16 protein-coding genes are annotated in these 18,067 nt (G+C 66.3%); 1 reads left to right on the plus strand and 15 read right to left on the minus strand.

The genetic code is table 11. The features are described from left to right. Positions 1-15: 15 nt before the first annotated feature. Positions 16-807: an acyl-ACP--UDP-N-acetylglucosamine O-acyltransferase gene (lpxA, locus tag P0R31_RS03895; RefSeq protein WP_275512942.1), complete on the minus strand. Its 792-nt coding sequence runs from the start codon at positions 805-807 to the stop codon at positions 16-18. A 174-nt stretch (positions 808-981) separates the two neighbouring features. Between lpxA and P0R31_RS03900 the strand changes: the two genes are divergently transcribed. After that, positions 982-1,302, plus strand: coding sequence for a KTSC domain-containing protein (locus tag P0R31_RS03900; RefSeq protein ID WP_275512943.1), 321 nt, complete (start codon positions 982-984; stop codon positions 1,300-1,302). 19 nt (positions 1,303-1,321) lie between these two features. On the opposite strand, the gene fabZ is transcribed toward P0R31_RS03900, so the two are convergent. From fabZ to P0R31_RS03970, 14 genes are all read right to left on the minus strand, one after another. Next, positions 1,322-1,783, minus strand: a complete 462-nt coding sequence (fabZ, locus tag P0R31_RS03905) for a 3-hydroxyacyl-ACP dehydratase FabZ (protein ID WP_100230768.1) — start codon at positions 1,781-1,783, stop codon at positions 1,322-1,324. Continuing rightward, on the minus strand, positions 1,780-2,847 hold the full coding sequence (lpxD, locus tag P0R31_RS03910) for a UDP-3-O-(3-hydroxymyristoyl)glucosamine N-acyltransferase (RefSeq protein ID WP_275512944.1): 1,068 nt from the start codon (positions 2,845-2,847) through the stop codon (positions 1,780-1,782). The genes fabZ and lpxD overlap by 4 nt, the downstream gene beginning before the upstream one ends. Before the next feature lie 125 nt (positions 2,848-2,972). Next, positions 2,973-5,501, minus strand: coding sequence for an outer membrane protein assembly factor BamA (gene bamA / locus P0R31_RS03915; RefSeq protein ID WP_275512945.1), 2,529 nt, complete (start codon positions 5,499-5,501; stop codon positions 2,973-2,975). Between the two features lie 176 nt (positions 5,502-5,677). Continuing rightward, positions 5,678-6,829 (minus strand): RIP metalloprotease RseP, encoded by a 1,152-nt coding sequence (rseP, locus tag P0R31_RS03920; RefSeq protein WP_275512946.1) that lies wholly within the window; start codon positions 6,827-6,829, stop codon positions 5,678-5,680. A gap of 44 nt (positions 6,830-6,873) precedes the next feature. Beyond that, positions 6,874-8,097, minus strand: a complete 1,224-nt coding sequence (gene dxr / locus P0R31_RS03925) for a 1-deoxy-D-xylulose-5-phosphate reductoisomerase (RefSeq protein ID WP_275512947.1) — start codon at positions 8,095-8,097, stop codon at positions 6,874-6,876. A 4-nt stretch (positions 8,098-8,101) separates the two neighbouring features. Beyond that, a complete protein-coding gene (locus tag P0R31_RS03930) occupies positions 8,102-8,944 on the minus strand; it encodes a phosphatidate cytidylyltransferase (protein WP_275512948.1) in 843 nt (280 codons plus the stop codon). Beyond that, the gene (locus tag P0R31_RS03935; protein WP_036010029.1) at positions 8,941-9,699 is read right to left on the minus strand and encodes an isoprenyl transferase; all 759 of its coding nucleotides are present in this window, start codon (positions 9,697-9,699) and stop codon (positions 8,941-8,943) included. The genes P0R31_RS03930 and P0R31_RS03935 overlap by 4 nt, the downstream gene beginning before the upstream one ends. A gap of 12 nt (positions 9,700-9,711) precedes the next feature. Further along, the gene (gene frr / locus P0R31_RS03940; protein ID WP_025036556.1) at positions 9,712-10,275 is read right to left on the minus strand and encodes a ribosome recycling factor; all 564 of its coding nucleotides are present in this window, start codon (positions 10,273-10,275) and stop codon (positions 9,712-9,714) included. 65 nt (positions 10,276-10,340) lie between these two features. Further along, positions 10,341-11,057 carry a UMP kinase gene (gene pyrH, locus P0R31_RS03945; RefSeq protein WP_275512949.1) on the minus strand — a complete coding sequence of 239 codons (717 nt, stop codon included), beginning with the start codon at positions 11,055-11,057 and terminating at the stop codon, positions 10,341-10,343. Between the two features lie 59 nt (positions 11,058-11,116). Beyond that, positions 11,117-12,040: a translation elongation factor Ts gene (tsf, locus tag P0R31_RS03950; protein WP_275512950.1), complete on the minus strand. Its 924-nt coding sequence runs from the start codon at positions 12,038-12,040 to the stop codon at positions 11,117-11,119. Positions 12,041-12,172: 132 nt separating this feature from the next. After that, complete coding sequence (locus P0R31_RS03955; RefSeq protein ID WP_157283591.1) at positions 12,173-13,168, minus strand: 30S ribosomal protein S2; 996 nt, start codon at positions 13,166-13,168, stop codon at positions 12,173-12,175. A gap of 211 nt (positions 13,169-13,379) precedes the next feature. Continuing rightward, positions 13,380-16,181, minus strand: coding sequence for a caspase family protein (locus tag P0R31_RS03960; protein ID WP_275512951.1), 2,802 nt, complete (start codon positions 16,179-16,181; stop codon positions 13,380-13,382). A 183-nt stretch (positions 16,182-16,364) separates the two neighbouring features. After that, positions 16,365-17,135 (minus strand): carbonic anhydrase, encoded by a 771-nt coding sequence (locus P0R31_RS03965; protein ID WP_275512952.1) that lies wholly within the window; start codon positions 17,133-17,135, stop codon positions 16,365-16,367. Between the two features lie 393 nt (positions 17,136-17,528). Further along, the gene (locus P0R31_RS03970; protein ID WP_275512953.1) at positions 17,529-18,056 is read right to left on the minus strand and encodes a DUF2846 domain-containing protein; all 528 of its coding nucleotides are present in this window, start codon (positions 18,054-18,056) and stop codon (positions 17,529-17,531) included. Between the last annotated feature and the right edge of the window lie 11 nt (positions 18,057-18,067).

Genomic DNA, 18,067 nt, shown 5'->3' on the forward strand with positions numbered 1-18,067 from the left:
AAGATCACTCCAAGATCACTTCGCGATGGCGGGAAGACAGAGCGGACGCTTGCCCTTGCCGATGAAGTCGAGGATTTCGGCGATGGCGGGGTCCGCGCCCGCGAGCGGCCGCGCCGCTTCCAGCCGCTCGGCAAAGGTGCCGGCGCCATGGAATAGCTTCTGATAGAAGCCGCGCACGGCGGCGAGGCGCTGCTTGGTGAATTTGCGCCGCTTCATGCCGATCAGGTTGAGGCTCTCCAATACCGCGTATTGGCCGTTGACCAATCCATACGGAATGACGTCGTCGCGCACGCCGCAAACGCCACCGACCATGACATAGGGCCCGATGCGCGTGAACTGGTGCACCGCGGACAGGCCACCGATGTAAACGGCATCGCCGATCTCGCAATGACCGCCGAGCGTTGCCGAGGTCGCGAAGATCACGTTGTCGCCGACCATGCAGTCGTGGCCGACATGGCTATTGTTCATGAAATAACCGCCGTTGCCGACGCGCGTTTTCCCACCGCCCTTGACGGTGCCGACGTTCATCGTCGCGCCTTCGCGAATGACGCAGCCGGAGCCGATCTCGAGCGTTGTCGGCTCGCCCTTGTAGCTGAGGTCCTGAGGCGCACCGCCGAGCACCACGAACGGTGAAATCACGCAGCCGTCGCCGACCGAAGTGTGGCCGATGATTGTCACCTGCCCGATCAGCTTGCAGTTCGCGCCGATGACGACGTTCGGGCCGATGATGCAATAGGGTCCGATCTCGGTGCCCTCGCCGATCACGGCGCCGTCCGCGATCCGCGCGGTGGGATCAATCTTGCTCATCAAGCCAATCTTACTCGTCAAGAAGGTCGGGTTATGTATTGAAGTCGCTCGGTTTTCGGCTGGTTAGCGCGACTATGCCCGATCTGTCCAGTGACGTATCATCTCGCCGTGTTTCAAGTGCTGGATGAGGCGGTCTTCCCGTCCCCGCCAGGTTCATGCGGAGCTTCAACGATCGTGGTCAGGGCCCTGATCCTTCTGCTGGCGCAGCTCGCGGATACTCCGATCGTGTCGGAGGCGGTCGAGATCGGCGAACACCGCCAGGTCGATCTCCGGACATTCGAGTGCCGGGACATCACCCGCAGCACCGTGCTTCAGCGGGTCTGTTACGATCGCGCGCAGCAGGAGCTGATCGTCGCGAGCAACGGCGCCTATCACCGCTATTGCGGCGTGACGGCCGATACGGTCGAACGCCTCCTCGGCGCGCCCTCCATGGGCCAGTTCTTCAACCGGACTATCAGGCGGGAGACGACGGGCAGCCGCTACGATTGCACCTGAGCCCGCCGCCCGGCGCCGCTCAATCGGTCAGCATGGCGCCGACGTCGGCTTCGGCGACGACCTGACCGTTGACCTTTGCATCGCCGTGAAACCACCACATGGACTTGCGGCGGCCGAGCGAGCGCATGTGATACTCGATCGTGTCGCCGGGCAGCACGGGCTTGCGAAACTTGCACTTGTCGATGGTGAGGAAATAGACCGCCCGCGGCTTCTCGGTGCCCTCGACCGACTTGATGCCGATCACGCCCGCGGTCTGCGCCATCGCTTCGATCATCATGACGCCGGGATAGACCGGACGCTCGGGGAAATGCCCCTGGAACGCCGGCTCGTTGAAGGTGACGTTCTTGATGCCGATGCCGCTGTAATCGGCGCGGATGTTGATCACGCGGTCGATCAGCAGCATCGGAAAGCGGTGCGGCAGTGTCTGGAGGATCGCGTTGATGTCCACCAGCTCGAACTTAACAGGTGATTCCGCCGTCATTCCCGTCCCTCGTCCTTCGGATCGGCCTTGCTGTCGCGTACCAGCCGCTCCACCGCGATGATCTCCTTGAACCATTGCTTGGTCGGCTTGGCGAAGTGCCCGCCCCAGCGGCCGCCCGGCGGGATGTCGTCCTTGACCGCGCTCATCGCCGTCACCTGCGCCCCGTCGCCAATCTTGAGGTGATTGTTGATGCCAACCTTCGCTCCGAGCGCCACGTTGTCGCCGATGGTCAGGCTGCCGGCGAGCCCGATCTGGGCCGCGAGCAGGCAGTGCCGGCCGATCGTCACATTGTGGCCGATCTGGACCTGATTGTCGATTTTGGTCCCCTCGCCGATCACGGTGTCACGCAAGGAGCCCCGATCGATCGTGGTGTTGGCCCCGACCTCGACATCGTTCTGGATCAGCACGCGCCCGGTCTGCGGCACCTTCAGATGGCCCTCGGGGCCGAAGAAGATGAAGCCGTAACCGTCCTGGCCGATCGAGCAGCCGGGATGGATCAGCACGTTGTTGCCGATCAGGGCGCACTGGATCGCGGTCCGGGCCCCGACATTGCAATCACGGCCGATCTTGACGCCGGGGCCGATCACCGCCCCGACGCCAATCACAGTGCCGCTGCCGATCTCGACGTCCGGGCCGATCACCGCCAGGGGGTCGACGACCACGCCGTCCTCGAGCCGGGCCGTGGGATCGATGATGGCCGATGGCGCGATACCGTCGTTGCCGACCCAGGATTGCGGCCGCAGCGCGTCGGCGTGCCATTCCCGCGCGATCCGGACGAAGGCGCGGAACGGCTGCGCCACCCGCAGCACGGCCACATGTTCGGGCACCTCGGCCTCGAAGCGCGGACTGACGAGACAGGCCCCCGCCTTGGTCGCCCTGAGCTGATCGGCGTATTTGAGGTTGTCGAAGAACGCCAGATGCATCGGGCCCGCTTCGTCGAGCGAAGCAAGGCCCGTGATGACGTGGCCGCCCCTCGCGGGATCGACCAGCTGCGCCTTGGTCAGCATGGCAATGTCGGCCAACGCTGCGGCAGGCGGCTTTGTGAAGAAGGTCGGCTGCGCCATTCCACCCCGTCGCGGTCCGGCTTCGGCATGAAGCGGTCAGGCCGCATCATGCCTCATGTCTTGGATCGGCACGATCCCTTTCCGAAACCGGCTCCGGTAATCCGGATCGTGCCGTGATGATCGAATTAGAACGTGGTGCCGCCGCCGAACCGGAACTCCTGCGTGCGGTCATACCTGCCCTTGCTGAGCGGCACGGCGTAGTCGAAGCGCAGCGGTCCGAACGGCGACTGCCAGATCACGCCGACACCGACCGACGAGCGGACGACCTTGCTGTCGTCATAGACGAGACCGGTGCAGGTCCCCGTGCTCGAGGGATTGATGGTCGACGGGATACAGCCCGGCGCGTTGATTTCGTTGGTGGTGGTCCAGCTCGTCGGTCCCCTGTAGTCGTAGAGGCCGCCGGCATCGGCATAGACCGCACCCTTCAGACCCACTTCCTTCGGCAGGAACCAGAACGGCATCTGCAATTCGAACGAAGCACCCCAATACTTGGTGCCGCCGAGCGCATCCTGCGTACCGAACGGGTTCAAGTCGCGCGGACCGATGCCGTTCGGGGAAAAGCCGCGGACGAGGTTCGGGCCCATCTGGAAGTGGTCGAGCATGCGCAGATCGCTGCCGATCTTGTTCAGCATGCCGCCTTGCAGGCGGACGAGGCCGACGATGTCGGACACCAGCGGAGTGTAGTACTTCGCGTCGACGACCGACTTCAGATAGGAGACGTCGCCGCCGACGCCGGCGAAGTCCTGCCGGAAGTCGACGAGCAGACCGTCGGTCGGGTTCTTGTTGTTGTCCAGGGTGTTGTAGGTCAGCGTGTAGCCGAGCGCCGAGGTCAGCGTCTTGCCGCCGGCGAGCTCCTTGCGCACCGGCAGCGAGGCTTCGCCATCGTTGTAGCAACCGAGCCCGCTGGTCGACGACAGATCAATCGGCGGCGTCTGAGACGCGGCGAAGGCTGGGCTGGGGTTGAAGGCAGACGAACCAAGGACGTTGTTACAGTTCGCCAGATACGACGGCAGGGTGATTTCCTGCTGATAGATCGAGTAGCGCACCTGGAGCGAGAGATCTTCACGCAAGGAGAAGCCTAGGCGCGGCGAGAAGCCGAGCGTCTTGGTGCCGTAGGAGATGTAGCTGTTGGACTTCTGCTCACGCTGATAGAGGTCGAGGCCGAGCGCGACGCGGTAGTCGAGCAGGTACGGCTCGACGAACGACAGCGAGTAGCCGCGCGCATACTGGCCATAGGTCACCGCAGCCTTGGCGAACAGGCCGCGACCGAGCAGGTTGCGCTCGGAGATCGAGACTTCGGCCAGCGCGCCGTCGGTGGTGGAGTAACCGCCCGAGACCGAGAAGTCGCCGGTCGATTTTTCTTCCATGTCGACGATCAGGATGACGCGGTCGCTCGACGAGCCCGGCTCGGTCGTGATCTTCACGCTCTTGAAATAGTCGAGGTTCTTCAGGCGCCGCTCGGCACGGTCGACCAGCGCGCGGTTGTAGGCGTCGCCTTCCGAGATGTCGAACTCGCGGCGGATCACGTAGTCGCGCGTGCGGGTGTTGCCGCGCAGGTTGATGCGCTCGATATAGGTGCGCGGGCCCTCGTCGACGTTGAACACGACGGACACGGTGTGCGCTTCGAAGTTGCGGTCGCCGCCGGGCCGGACCACGGCGAAGGCATAGCCGCGGCGGGAGGCTTCGATCTGCATCTCCTCGACCGACTTCTCGACCAATTCGACGTTGTAGAGCGAGCCGACATTGAGGCGCGAATAGGCGCGCATCGAGTTCGGATCGAAGTTCGGAATGCTGGTGCGGAAATCCACCGCGCCGACACGGTATTGCTGACCTTCCTCGATCTTGAAGGTGACGTTGAAGCCCTTCTTCTCCGGATCGTACTCGGTGAGCGCCGCGACGACCTGCACGTCGGCGAAGCCGTTCTTGAGGTAGAATCGGCGGATCAGGTCGCGATCGGCTTCGACGCGGTCGGGATCGTAGACGTCACCGCTGCCGAGGAAGCTCAGCAGATTCGTCTCGCGCGTCTTGATCACGTCGCGGAGACGGTAGGACGAGAAGGCATTGTTGCCGACGAACTCGATCGACCGGACGCCGGTCTTGACGCCCTCCTCGACCGTGAAGATCAGGTCGACGCGGTTGTTCGGCTGCTCGATGATCTCGGGCGTGACGCGCACGTCGTAGCGGCCGGAGCGGCGATAGATTTCGGCGATACGGAGCGTGTCCGACTGCACCATGGCGCGGGAGAAGGTGCCGCGGGCCTTGGACTGGACTTCAGCGGTGAGCTGCTCGTCCTTGATCTTCTTGTTGCCCTCGAAGGCGATGCGGCCGATCACCGGGTTTTCCACCACGGAGACGATGAGCTGGCCGCCGGAACCGCGGTTGATCCTGACGTCCTGGAACAGGCCGGTCTCGATCAACGCCTTGAGGCCGTCGTCGATGGCGGCCTGATCCAGCCGGCCGCCGGGACCCGGCTTGAAATAGGAGCGGATCGTCTCCACCTCGACGCGGCGATTCCCTTCGACGGAAATCGACTGAACGGTCTGGGCGAGCGCAGACGAAGACACGAAAACAGCCCCAACCGGGGCAACCACCGGCGCGCCGAACAAGATCAGGGTTGCGAGCAAGCCCCCCCGGAGTCGCAGTCCAAACTTCATCGCGCAACGCGCCCTTATCATTCCCTGCCAGACCCAACCCCAACGCCGGTCCGGAGATTCCCCAAGTTCAGGCCGCTTGTAGCCAATTTCGCCGACGCCGCAAACGGCCGAAAGCGCCGTAATTTCAATTTCATTCCAAGACGTTGCTCAACAGCAACGCCACAAAAAAGCCCCTATCAGGAAGCTGCCATCCGCAGGATGTCGTTGTAGGTCGCAAACACCATCAGCATCAGCACCAGGCCAAGCCCGATTCGGAACCCCATTTCCTGGGTCCGCTCGGACAAAGGCCGGCCCCGGACCACCTCGGCCGCATAGAACATCAGGTGGCCGCCATCGAGCAGCGGGATCGGGAACAGGTTCAAAAGACCGATCGACACCGACAGCACCGCGCAGAGATTGATCACGAATTGGAACCCGGCGCTGGCCGCCTGCCCCGACATTTTCGCGATTCCCAGGACGCCGCTGACCTCGTTCGGATTGCCCTGGCCGACAAACAACGAGCCCAGGAACTTGAAAGTGCTGGTGATGATGAACCAGACCTGCTCGACGCCGATCTTGAGCGCTTCGCCGACGCCGACCGGGGTGGTCGAGGCCTCCCCGGCCTGCGACTTGTGCTCGATGCCGAGAACGCCGAGACGGTGGCTGTTGCCGAACGGGTCCTTGCGCTCCAGCAGCGCCGGGGTCGCGGTCAGCGAGACGATGGCGCCGTCGCGCTTCACCTGGAAGGCAAGAGCCGAACCGGCGTTCATCGCAACGATTCGCTGCATGTCGGCAAAGCTCTCGATCGGCTTGCCGTCGATCTGGACAACGACGTCGCCCACCTTGAATCCGGCGGCAGCCGCCGCGCCGTTGGCGACGACACCGTCGACCCGGGCGATCGTGCTCGGCTTGCCGTAATAGAGCGCCATTCCGGCGAAGATCAGCGCGCCCAGGATGAAATTGGCGATCGGTCCGGCCGCGACGATCGCCGCCCGGGGACCAACCTTCTTGTGGTGGAAGCTGCCGGCGCGCTCCTCGGCCGACATGGCCGCCAGCGTCTGGGCCGACGGGGTCGAGGCCTCGCTCTCGTCGCCGAAGAACTTGACGTAGCCGCCGAGCGGGATCGCCGAGATCTTCCAGCGGGTGCCATGGCGGTCGTTGAAGCCGGCCAGCTCGGGGCCGAAGCCGAGCGAAAAGGTTAACACGCGTACGCCCGCCCAGCGCGCGACCAGGAAATGGCCGAGCTCGTGGAAGAACACGACGATGGTCAGGACGAACAGGAAGGGAACCGCGTAGCCGAGGAGCCCATGGCTCAACGTATTGAAACTATGGACGAAAAAGTCGATCATCGAATTCCCTCACCCAGCGCCGCAAGGCCCTGGTCCCGAACCAACTAGGATGCCTTTAAGGCAATTTGAGGCAATAGGGCGGCAGCCCTATTTCGCGCAACATGGTCAACAGAGATTGCATCATCTGCGGAGGTCAGAGGCGCCTGGTTGCCGCCTTTGACCCAATCCTCGAGGGTCGCCTCGACCAGCCGGGCAATCGCACCGAACCGGATCTTGCCGCCGATGAAGGCGGCCACCGCGACCTCGTTGGCGGCATTGTAGACGGTGGTCGCGCCCTTCCCGGTCCGGAGCGATTCGTAGGCCAGCCGCAGTCCGGGGAAGCGCTCGAAGTCCGGCGCTTCGAAGGTCAGCTGGCCGATCTTGGCAAGGTCGAGCTTGGCCGCCGGGCCCTTGATTCGATCGGGCCAGCCGAGGCAATGGGCGATCGGCGTCCTCATGTCGGGCGCACCGAGCTGGGCCACCACCGAGCGGTCGGAAAACTCGACCATGCCGTGGATGATCGACTGCGGATGAACCAGCACGTCGATCTCGTCCGGCGAGAGCGCGAACAGATAGGACGCCTCGATCACCTCGAGCCCCTTGTTCATCATGGAGGCCGAATCGATCGTGATCTTCTGGCCCATGCTCCAGTTCGGATGCTTCAGGGCCTGCTCGAGCGTCGCCTGCTCGATGTCTGAGGGCTTCCAGGTCCGGAACGGGCCGCCGGAGGCCGTGATGATGACGCGGACGAGCTCGTCGCGATTGCCTGAGCTCAGCGCCTGGAACAGCGCGTTGTGCTCGGAATCGGCCGGCAGGATGCAGGCGCCGGCTTTTGCCGCGCGCTGCATGAAGAAGTCGCCGGCGCAGACCAGGCACTCCTTGTTGGCGAGCGCGACATGCGCGCCGCGATCGACCGCGGCGAGCGCCGGCTTCAGCCCGGCAGCGCCGCTCACCGCCGCCATCACCCAGTCGGCCGGACGCGCGCCGGCCTCGATCACGGCGCTTTCGCCGGCGCCGCATTCGGTGCTGGTGCCCGCGAGCGCAGCCTTGAGCTCGGCGAGCTTGGAGGTGTCGGCGATCGCGACATAGCGCGCGTTGAATTCCTTGGCGAGCTTGGCGAGCGCGGCGACATTGCCGTTCGCCGTCAGCGCCTCGACACGGTAGCGCTCGCGCGAGGCGCGCAAGAGATCCATCGTGCTGTCGCCGATCGAGCCGGTGGCACCGAGGACCGTGACGCTGCGAATGTCGGACGCAGCAAGCCTGTTGTTACGCAAGGGAACGGCGCTCATATCTTCACCAAACCATAAGACCGCTTCCGGCGCTATGCACACCATGGCGGAAAAAGCCGATAAACCAGGCCGCCAGGATGGCGGCGACAAAACCGTCCAGGCGGTCCATAAGCCCGCCATGGCCGGGAATTAAGTGACTGGAATCCTTGACACCGAAGCGCCGCTTCACGGCGGATTCGAAGAGATCGCCGAGCTGCGACACCACCGACAGGACGGCGCCGACGAGCAGCAGCGGAACCAGCTTTCCGATCCCGCAGGCGGTGAAGCCGGCCGCGACCGCAAGGCTCGCCGCAAAGCCGCCGAGCGCGCCGGCCCAGGTCTTTTTCGGGCTCACGCGCGGCCATAATTTCGGGCCGCCGATGCTGCGTCCGGCGAAATAGCCACCGATGTCGGTCGCCCACACCACGAGCAGCACGAACATCAGCGCGGAGAAGCCGTTGACGAGATCCTTGCGCACCAGGATCGAGGCCAGCAGCGCCGCCGCCGCATAGGCAAACCCGCTCGCCGCCCACAAGAACTTGCCCCGGGCGATCAGCGTCACGATGGCACCGCCGATGAGGCCGGTGACGACGGAGGTCTTGAGCGCGCCGAAAGCGACGGAGGCTCCCATCATGGCGATCACGACAGTCCCTGCCCCGGTCAGCGCGGCCGATGCTGCGCCCACCACCATCAACCATTCCGCGAACAGCCCGATCGAGACCAGGGTGACGAGAAGCGCCCACAGCCAGCCGCCGGCATAGGCGATCGCGATGGCCAGCGGCGCCAGCACCAGCGCTGCGAGGACCCGCATCACCAGATTGCTCGGGGCAGGCTTGGCGCCCGCCGATGCAGGATCGGGTTCGTTCACGAGGCGGTCTTCGCAACCAGGCCGCCGAAACGGCGCTCGCGCCTGGCAAATTCGGCGATCGCGCTTTCCAGCGCCGCCTTGTCGAAGTCGGGCCAATGGATCGGCACGAACACGAGCTCGCTATAGGCGGCCTGCCACATCAGGAAGTTGGACAGACGCTGCTCGCCGCTGGTGCGGATGATGAGATCGGGGTCTGGGATGTCGGGCGCGTCGAGATGCGCGCCAAGCGTCTCGGCATCGATCGTGGCAGGATCCCGCCTGCCCTCAGCGACCTCGCGGGCCAGCTTCTGCGCCGCCTTCGCGATCTCCTGCCGCGAGCCGTAGTTGAAGGCGACGACCAGCGTCAAGCGCGTATTGTCGCGCGTCAGCTCCTCGGCCTCGTTCAGCAAGGCGCAGATGTCGCTCTCGAGCCCCTCGCGCTCGCCGATGATGCGGACCTTGACGCCGTCGCGGTGCAGGCTCGCCAGGTCGTTGCGGATGAAGCGCCGCAGCAGGCCGAACAGGTCGCCGATCTCGCTCGCCGGGCGCGACCAGTTCTCCGAAGAGAACGAGAAGATGGTGAGATAGCGGATGCCGAGCTCGTGCGAGGCGCGCACCACACGGCGCAGCGCGTCGACGCCGCGGCGATGCCCTTCCGCACGCGGCAGACCGCGCGCGGCCGCCCAACGCCCGTTGCCGTCCATGATGATGGCGACATGCGCAGGCGCCTCGGACCTGTCAGGTCCTTCCGTTGCGGGCGCGGCGGCGTTGGACATGAAGGCGATGCCTTAAACGGTGAGGATTTCTTTTTCCTTGGCGGCCAGCAACTGGTCGATCTCGGCGATGGTGCCGTCGGTCGCCTTCTGCACCTCGTCGGCGTGTCGCTTCTGGTCGTCCTCCGACATCTCGTGATTCTTCTCGAGCTTCTTGAGCACGTCGAGACCGTCGCGGCGGACATGGCGCGCGGCGACCTTGGCGGCTTCGGCATATTTGTGCGCGACCTTCACCAGCTCCTTGCGGCGCTCCTCGTTGAGCTCGGGAATGCGCAGGCGCAGCACCTGGCCCTCGGTCGCGGGCGACAGGCCGAGATTGGAATCCACGATCGCCTTCTCGACGGCCTTGACCATCGACTTGTCCCAGACCTGCACCGAGATCAGCCGCGGCTCCGGCACGCTGACGGTGGCGAGCTGATTGAGCGGCATGTGGCTGCCATAGGCCTCGACCTGCACCGGATCGAGCATCGAGGCGGAGGCGCGTCCCGTGCGCAGGCCGCCGAGCTCGTGCTTGAGCGAGGCGACGGCGCCCTGCATGCGGCGCTTCACTTCGTTGAGATCGAAATTACCCGTGGCCATCACGTTTCTCCTTCAAAATCCCGGCGACCGCTCCGCACCGTCCTTTCGGCGCGTCAGATGAGCCGTCAGCCGGCGACGATGGTTCCGTGGCCGACGCCACGCAGAATCGCGCCGATCGAGCCCGGCTCCGCGATCGAGAATACGATGATAGGCAGCGACGTCTCGCGGGCAAGCGCGAAGGCGGTCGCATCCATCACCTTGTAACCGCCCTCGATCGCCTGCGAATGCGTCAGGCGGTCGAACCGCGTCGCGGTCGGATCCTGCTTCGGATCGGCCGAGTAGACCCCGTCGACATTCGTCGCCTTCAGGACGGCCTGCGCGCCGATCTCGGCGGCCCGCAGTACCGCGGTCGTGTCGGTGGTGAAGAACGGGTTGCCGGTCCCGCCGCCGAGCAGCACGATCCGGCCTTCGGCCAGGTATTTGTGTGCCGCGGTGCGGGTGAACAGCTCGGAAATCTCGGGCATGACGAAGGCCGACAGCGTCCGGGCCGGCGTTCCCTTGCGCTCGATCGCCGCTTCCAGCGCGAGGCAATTCATCATGGTGGCGAGCATGCCCATGGTGTCGCCGGTGGTGCGCGACACCCCGCGGGATGAGACCTCGACGCCGCGGACCATGTTGCCGCCGCCGATCACGACCGCGACCTCGGTGCCGAGATGGCGGGCCGCGATCAGATCGTCCGCAACCCGGTCGACGGTCGGCTGATCGATGCCAAAGCCTTGCTGTCCCGCGAGATATTCGCCGGACAGCTTGATCACGACGCGACGATAGACCGGATCAGTCATGAGCACTTTCCTTGTCCGGGCGCCGCTTCCGGCGGCACGCCGGAAGGAACTTCCGGCGCTTACTTCTTGCCGCTGGCCGCGGCGACCTCGGCCGCGAAGTCGCTTTCCTGCTTCTCGATTCCCTCGCCGAGAGCATAGCGCACAAAGCCCGCGATTTTCACAGCCCCGCCGACCTTGCCCTCGGCCTCCTTCACCGCCTGCGCCACCGACTTGCCGGTGTCGTGGATGAAGGCCTGCTCGAGCAGGCAGACTTCCTTGTAGTAGGTCTTGAGGCCGGACTCGACGATCTTCTCGATCACGTTCTCGGGCTTGCCCTGCTGACGGTACTTGTCGGCCAGCACGTCCTTCTCGCGCTTGACCACGGCCGGATCGAGGCCGGACGGATCGAGCGCCAGCGGGTTGGCGGCCGCAACGTGCATCGCGATCTGACGGCCGAGCGCTGCGAGCTCATCGGCCTTGCCCGGCGATTCCAGCGCCACGATCACGCCCATCTTGCCGGCGCCGTCAATGACGGCACCATGGACGTAGTGCGAGACCACGCCCTGGCTCACCTCGAGCTGGGCGGCGCGGCGGAGCGTCATGTTCTCGCCGATGGTGGCGATCGCATCATTGATGGCGGTTTCGATCGTGACGTCGCCGACCTTGGCGGCCTTGATCTTCTCGACGTCCGCTCCGACGTCGAACGCGACCTGCGCGATCATCTTGACCAGGCCCTGGAACTGGCCGTTGCGCGCCACGAAGTCGGTCTCGGAGTTGACCTCGACCACGACGCCCTTGGTGCCGTTGGTGAGCGCGCCGATCAGGCCCTCGGCGGCGACGCGGCCCGACTTCTTGGCGGCCTTGGACAGGCCCTTCTTGCGCAGCCAGTCCTGCGCCGCTTCCATGTTGCCGTCGTTTTCGGTGAGCGCGGCCTTGCAGTCCATCATGCCCGCGCCGGTCGATTCGCGCAGGTCCTTGACCATCGCAGCTGTGATCGTTGCCATCGTTGAAAATCCTTTGTGCCTGCCGGTTTGCCGCGGCGCGGCATCGAATCCCCCGCCGCGGTCCATCTCAGGAATTCGCGTCAACTGAAATGGTGGCCGGACCCTATCCGGCCAACCCATCGCTCTTTTTGACTATTCCGCTTCCGCGGTCAGCGCCTTGGCCTTGGCCACCCAGGCATCCGCGCGGCTCGGCAGACCGACTTCCTCGCCGATCGTGTGCGCGGTGTCGTGGTCGAGCTCGGCAAGCTGCCAATAGTGGAAGATGCCAAGATCGTTGAACTTCTTCTCGATCGCACCCGACACGCCCGGGAGCTTCTTGAGGTCGTCGGCAGTGCCGCGAGGACCCGCAAGGCCCTGGAAGCCGCTCGAGGACGCCGCCGGCAGCTCTTCGGCGACCGGCTGGGCCGAGGCGCCGATGTCGATGCCCGAATCGCCCTGCGCACGCGAGATGCCGTCGATCGCCGCACGCGCGACGAGATCGCAGTACAGCGAGATGGCGCGGCCGGCGTCGTCATTGCCCGGCACCACATAGGTGATGCCCTTCGGGTCCGAATTGGTGTCGACGATCGCAGCGACCGGGATGTTGAGCCGCTGGGCTTCCTGGATCGCGATGTCTTCCTTGTTGGTGTCGATCACGAAGATCAGGTCGGGCAGACCGCCCATGTCCTTGATGCCGCCGAGCGAGCGGTCGAGCTTGTCGCGCTCGCGCTGCAGCGTCAGGCGCTCCTTCTTCGTGTAGGAATTGGCTTCGCCGCCCGAGAGCACGTCGTCGAGGTGACGCAGGCGCTTGATCGAGGCCGAGATCGTCTTCCAGTTGGTCAGCGTGCCGCCGAGCCAGCGCGAATTGACGAAATACTGCGCGCAGCGCTTGGCCGCGTCGGCAACGCCGTCCTGCGCCTGGCGCTTGGTGCCGACGAACAGGATGCGGCCGCCCTTGGCCACCGTGTCGCTGACGGCCTGGAGGGCCTGGTGCAGCATCGGCACGGTCTGGGCGAGGTCGACGATGTGGATGTTGTTGCGGGTGCCGAAAATGAACGGAGCCATTTTCGGATTCCAGCGGTGAGACTGGTGACCAAAGTGCACGCCAGCTTCGAGCAGCTGACGCATAGTGAAATCGGGCAGTGCCATCGTTCTAATTCTCCGGTTGGTTCCTCCGGAAACGTGTGAGCAAAACGGAGCGGTCTCGCCCCGGTTGCCACCGGACGGCCTTGTGAGCCATGTTTCCGTGTGAGATGGCGCGCTATATAGCGCCATTTCGGCCAGAAGCAAGGAAATAACGGCCTTTGGGGACGCCTCTAGGCTGCTGTCGCATCCTGGCATCCCCTGCCCCTGGCGCCTCCTAACACCTGGGCTGCCCCGGGGGGCAGCTCTTCGGTGGCGGGCCGGCCGGCTGCGGCGGTGCCTGCGGCGCCGGATGCCGCGCGGCAGCCATCGGCGGCGGCGCCGGTCGGGCGACCGGAGGTGGTGGCGGCGGCGGCGCTGGCCGCGCAACCGGCGGCGGCGGCGGTGGTGCCGGCCGCGCCATCGCTGGCGGAGGCGGCGCCGGCCGGGCAACAGGTGGCGGTGGCGCCGGCCGCGCCACAGCCACGGGCGGAGGCGCCGCTCGCGGCGGCGGAGGTGGCGCAACGCGCGGCGGAGGCGGCGGCGTCGGCCTTGCCAGGGCCTGAGGAGGCGGCGGAGCGGCGGGCCTGGCGGCCTGCGGCGGCGCTGGCGCGGGCCGATGATCCTGAACTCCGGACGGTGTCCGCGCCGCTACAGGCGGCGGCGGAGGTGTCGCGGGTTTGACCGCAGTCGGCGCCGCGGGCTTGCCGGTGGCCGCGCTCGGCGGCGGCAAAGCGCCCGGCTGGGGCCCGCCCGGCCTGCCGCGCCGGTCAGGCACAGGTGGGGTCGTTGTCCCCGGCGGCCTGGGCAGGGCCGCGGACGGGCTCGCCGCGGTTCCGGAAGCCGGCGTGTGATTGGGCGTCGTTGCCGCGTTCGGCTGCGCCGGCGGAACGTTGCCGCTCGGCGCCGTGGCGGTGGCGGCGGGCTTGCCAGGGGATGGGACGGTCCCGGGCGCAGCCCCTGCCCTGGCCGGCGGCGGCCCGCCGGGGGTGCCGGGCACGGGCAGCGTATTGGCCGGCGGCAGCTTGGTCGGGGCCAGCGCTTGCGGGGTTGCTGCGGCGTTGCCGGCTGGAGCGTTCGCGCTCGGACTGGGCGTGCCGCCGGGCGTCCCCGTCGCGGGCGGCGCTCCGGCCGGCGGGCTGCTCGGAGATCCCGGCACCGGCAGCGTATTGGCCGGCGGCGGCTTGGTCGGGGCCAGCGCTTGCGGGGTTGTAGCGGCGCTGCCGGCGGGAGCGTTCGCGGTCGGACTTGGTGTGCCGCCGGGGTTGCCCGTCGCGGGCGGCGCTCCGGCCGGCGGGCTGCCGGCAGCTCCCGGCGGCGGCACAGTATTGGCTTGCGGCAACTTCGCGCCGGCGGGCGGCGGCGCTGTCGTGCCAGGGGCGACATTGGCAGGAGCTGGTGTCGGGATACCTGGCCTTGCCGCCGGCTGGATGGTCGCGCTCGGCGGCATCGGCGCCTTGCCCTGCTGGATCAGGGCGGCGCGCTGAACGACCGCCTGCGGCACGGCCGGTCCTGCCGGCGTGGCGCGGCCGGCAACGGCCGGCGCCAGATTGACCGGTCCGGGCGCCGGCCCCGCCGCCGGCGGCGGGGCCGGCGGGCGGTTGATGACGGTGTTGATGACCGTGGTGTTATGGATGTTCTGATAGATGATGTTGTTCGGCGGTGGCGCGACATAGACCGGCGGCCTCACGAACACCGGGATCGGCACGAACACCGGCTGCGGCAGCACGAACAGGCCGACAACGGGCAGCGGCGGCGGCAACACGACGAAATCAGGCGGCGGCGGCGGCAGATAATAGACCGGCGGCGGCGGTGGCGGCGCGAAGCCGAAATCGGGATCGCTGAAATACAGCACCGGGCGATCGACATAGACCACCTCCTCCGGCGGCGGTGGCGGCACGTCGTAGTCGATCATCGCGAAGGTCGGCGGCGGCTCGGGCGGCGCGGTGAGGATCGCAAGGCGGCGCCGCGCGTCCGCCGCATGCGGCCCGCGCGGATAGCGGCGCAGATACGACCAATAGGCCTCGGGGGTGTCGGTCCGGTAGGTCCGCCTCCAGGTGATGGCTTCGCGGCGCGCGGCAACGATCGCCATCACGCGCTTGGCGAGGAGGTCGTTCGGATAGGCCGCGAGAAACTCCTCATAGGCCGGCAGCGTGTCGCGCTCGAGCGCGGCGGCATAGGCGTCCTGCACGCCGAGATCGCGGATCGGCTTGCTCCGGATTGCGGCGACCTGGTCGGGCGCAGCCGCCGGCGGCGCATCGGGCGCGCGCTCGAAGAAGGAGAATGGCGCTGAGATCTTCTGCTCGTTCCAGGGCACCTGCGCACCCCTGGAGGCCTCGTTGACGCGCAGGCGGACGCGGTCGAATACCTCGGGCAGCGGCAGGCCGCCGGTGCGGATCATCTCGGCGAGCGACTGCGCATAGATGCCGTAGGGCCCCGGCTCCTCCGGCGCCACCGTGCCGGGCGCGGCATTGAAGGCGATCAGCATGTTCGCCTCGGGCTCGACCAGCGCCAGACCGCTCGCGATCGGCTGACCGCCCTCGATGAAGGGCTGCGCACGGGCTGCGTCGAGCACGACGATATTGGCCTTGAGCGGAATCGATGCGAGCTGGCGCGCATAGTCGCTGATGCGCAGGGCCTCGGTCGGTATGTCGGTGTCGCGGCTGATGTTGGAATCGACCGGGATGAAATAGTTCTCGCCGGCGAGCTGCACGCCGTAGCCGGCAAGATAGATCATCGCGACGGTGCCCGGGCCCGACGCCTGGGCCTTCTGGATGAAGTCGCGCAAGCTCTTGCGCAGCGTGTCGCCGTCGAGATCGCGCGCGCCGACCACATCGAAGCCCGCCGCCTGGAGCGTCTGCGCGATCAGGCCGGCATCGTTCGCGGTGGTCGCCAGCGGCGATTTGGCATAGGCGCCATTGCCGACCACGAGCGCGATACGCTTTTCCTGCTGCTGGGCACGCGCCTGATGCGGCGCGCCTGCGGCAAGGACCGCCATCGGCAGGAGAAGGCAGAGGAAGACTTTGAGCGTCCCACGCATGGCTTGTGCCTGCTTTTGTCGTTGAGGTGGCCACCGCATATCAGGCGCGCGGCCAGCTGAATGGCACTTGAACGAGAAGCGCGGATTGAGGCGGCGGCATGGCGCCGCCGCCCAACTCAAACCTCCACGTCAGGCCTGCGCAAGCCTCGCGACCGCACTGCGGCACAAGGCTCCTCGGCCCGTTCAGCCCTGGGCGATCAGATCGACCGTGCCCGTGGTTAGCCGGTAGATGCCGCCGACGACCTTCAGCTTGCCCTGCTCCGCGGCCGCATTGAGGATCGGCGCAGCCGTCTTCAGCTTGGCGATGTTGTCGACCACGTTCTGCCGGATCGCCTTGTTGAGCACGTCCCCGCCCTGCTGCATCGCCGCCTTTGCGGCGGGCGCGATCGCATCGACCAGCGAGGGAATGTGCCCCGGCGGCGACGTATTGTCCTTGATCGCCTTCAGCGTCGCGTCGACCGCGCCGCAGGAATCATGACCGAGCACGAGGATCAGCGGCGTGTTCAGCACCGCCACCGCATATTCCATGCTTGCGATGGTCTCGGCGCCGGCAAAATTTCCGGCGACGCGACAGACGAACAGATCGCCGCGCCCCGCGTCGAACGCATATTCCGGCGCGATGCGCGAGTCGGCGCAGCTCAGCACGGCCGCGAACGGATTCTGACCGCCGGCCAGCGCCTCGCGCTCGTGCTTGAAATCGTGACGTCGCGACATGCCGGCGACGTAGCGCCCATTGCCCTCCATCAGCCGCTTCAGCGACGCGTCGGGCGACAGCACGTTCTGCGGCTTCGGCGGCTGCTTGGCGTCCTTGGCCAAGGCGCCACTGGCGAAAGCTCCACCGGCGAAGGCCATGCCGAACGCGGCGGCGCCAAACAGCATCGCAGATCGCCGCGACGGCGCGATGTCTTGGCGCAGAGCTTGGTGATGCAGAGTGTCAGAACACTTGTCGCACATGTGACGTCTCCTCGGGTCAGTGGACGAATGAAGCGTCGCGAAGATAGGTGCGCCGATATGAAGAAATAACAAATGTTGGTTGATGCAACCGATGATTGCTGCACCGCGCGCTATGCTGCAAGCCGAAAGGCCGGCCATTCCGCGCCCGATGATTGCACGAACATGCGTCCGCCTGCATGCATTCGAGATCAGCCCGCCAAAGCGTGATCCGAAAAAATTGCGACAATTTGCTTTTCGCGACGAATGCGGCACGCATTCACGCGCGGATCGTGATCGAGCAACGATCCAGATCACGGCGATGATTGGTCCAGATCTCATTGCGCTCCAGAGCTGCTGCACGTCCACACCCCCTGCGCCCGGCGCGATCAGAGGCACATCGTCGTACCGCGCGCCCTATTCGACGGCTTCCAGCTCCGCGAGCTTCGTCCGCGCGGTTGCCTCATCCAGCGCGACGAGCTCGCCCGGCCCGAGATTGGCCTCGCCCGCCGTCGCGACGGACACGACCGCAAGTCCGGCCAAACCGCCGAGCACGGCGCCGCCCATGGCCGCATCGTGCCGGGGGCTGCTCTTGATCAGGTAGAAATGCGTCCGCCCTGTCTCCATGACGATCTCGCGCTTGGTCTCGCCCGGAAACATCGGCTCGGTGAGCAGCACGTCGTGACGTCCGGCGGGCCGGTCGGCATAGGCATATTTCCCGGCCGCGATTTTTCCGAGCGGCGCACCGTCGAGCTTCACCTCGCAGCCGCAAATAGCCATGCTCAGGCCGCTCCTCTTGTCCTGCAGGAACACCACACGCGCGTACCCCGCGCGCGCAGGACCAGCCTTTTTCGACACCGACGCAAAGTCCGTTCCGACCTGATTGCTGACGCACCCCATCAGCATGGCACAAACGGCCAACGACAACGCAACCTGTCGCAGCATCACACGCCCCA

Origin of the sequence: Bradyrhizobium yuanmingense, from assembly GCF_029167105.1 — a bacterium.
GTDB lineage: Bacteria > Pseudomonadota > Alphaproteobacteria > Rhizobiales > Xanthobacteraceae > Bradyrhizobium > Bradyrhizobium yuanmingense_A.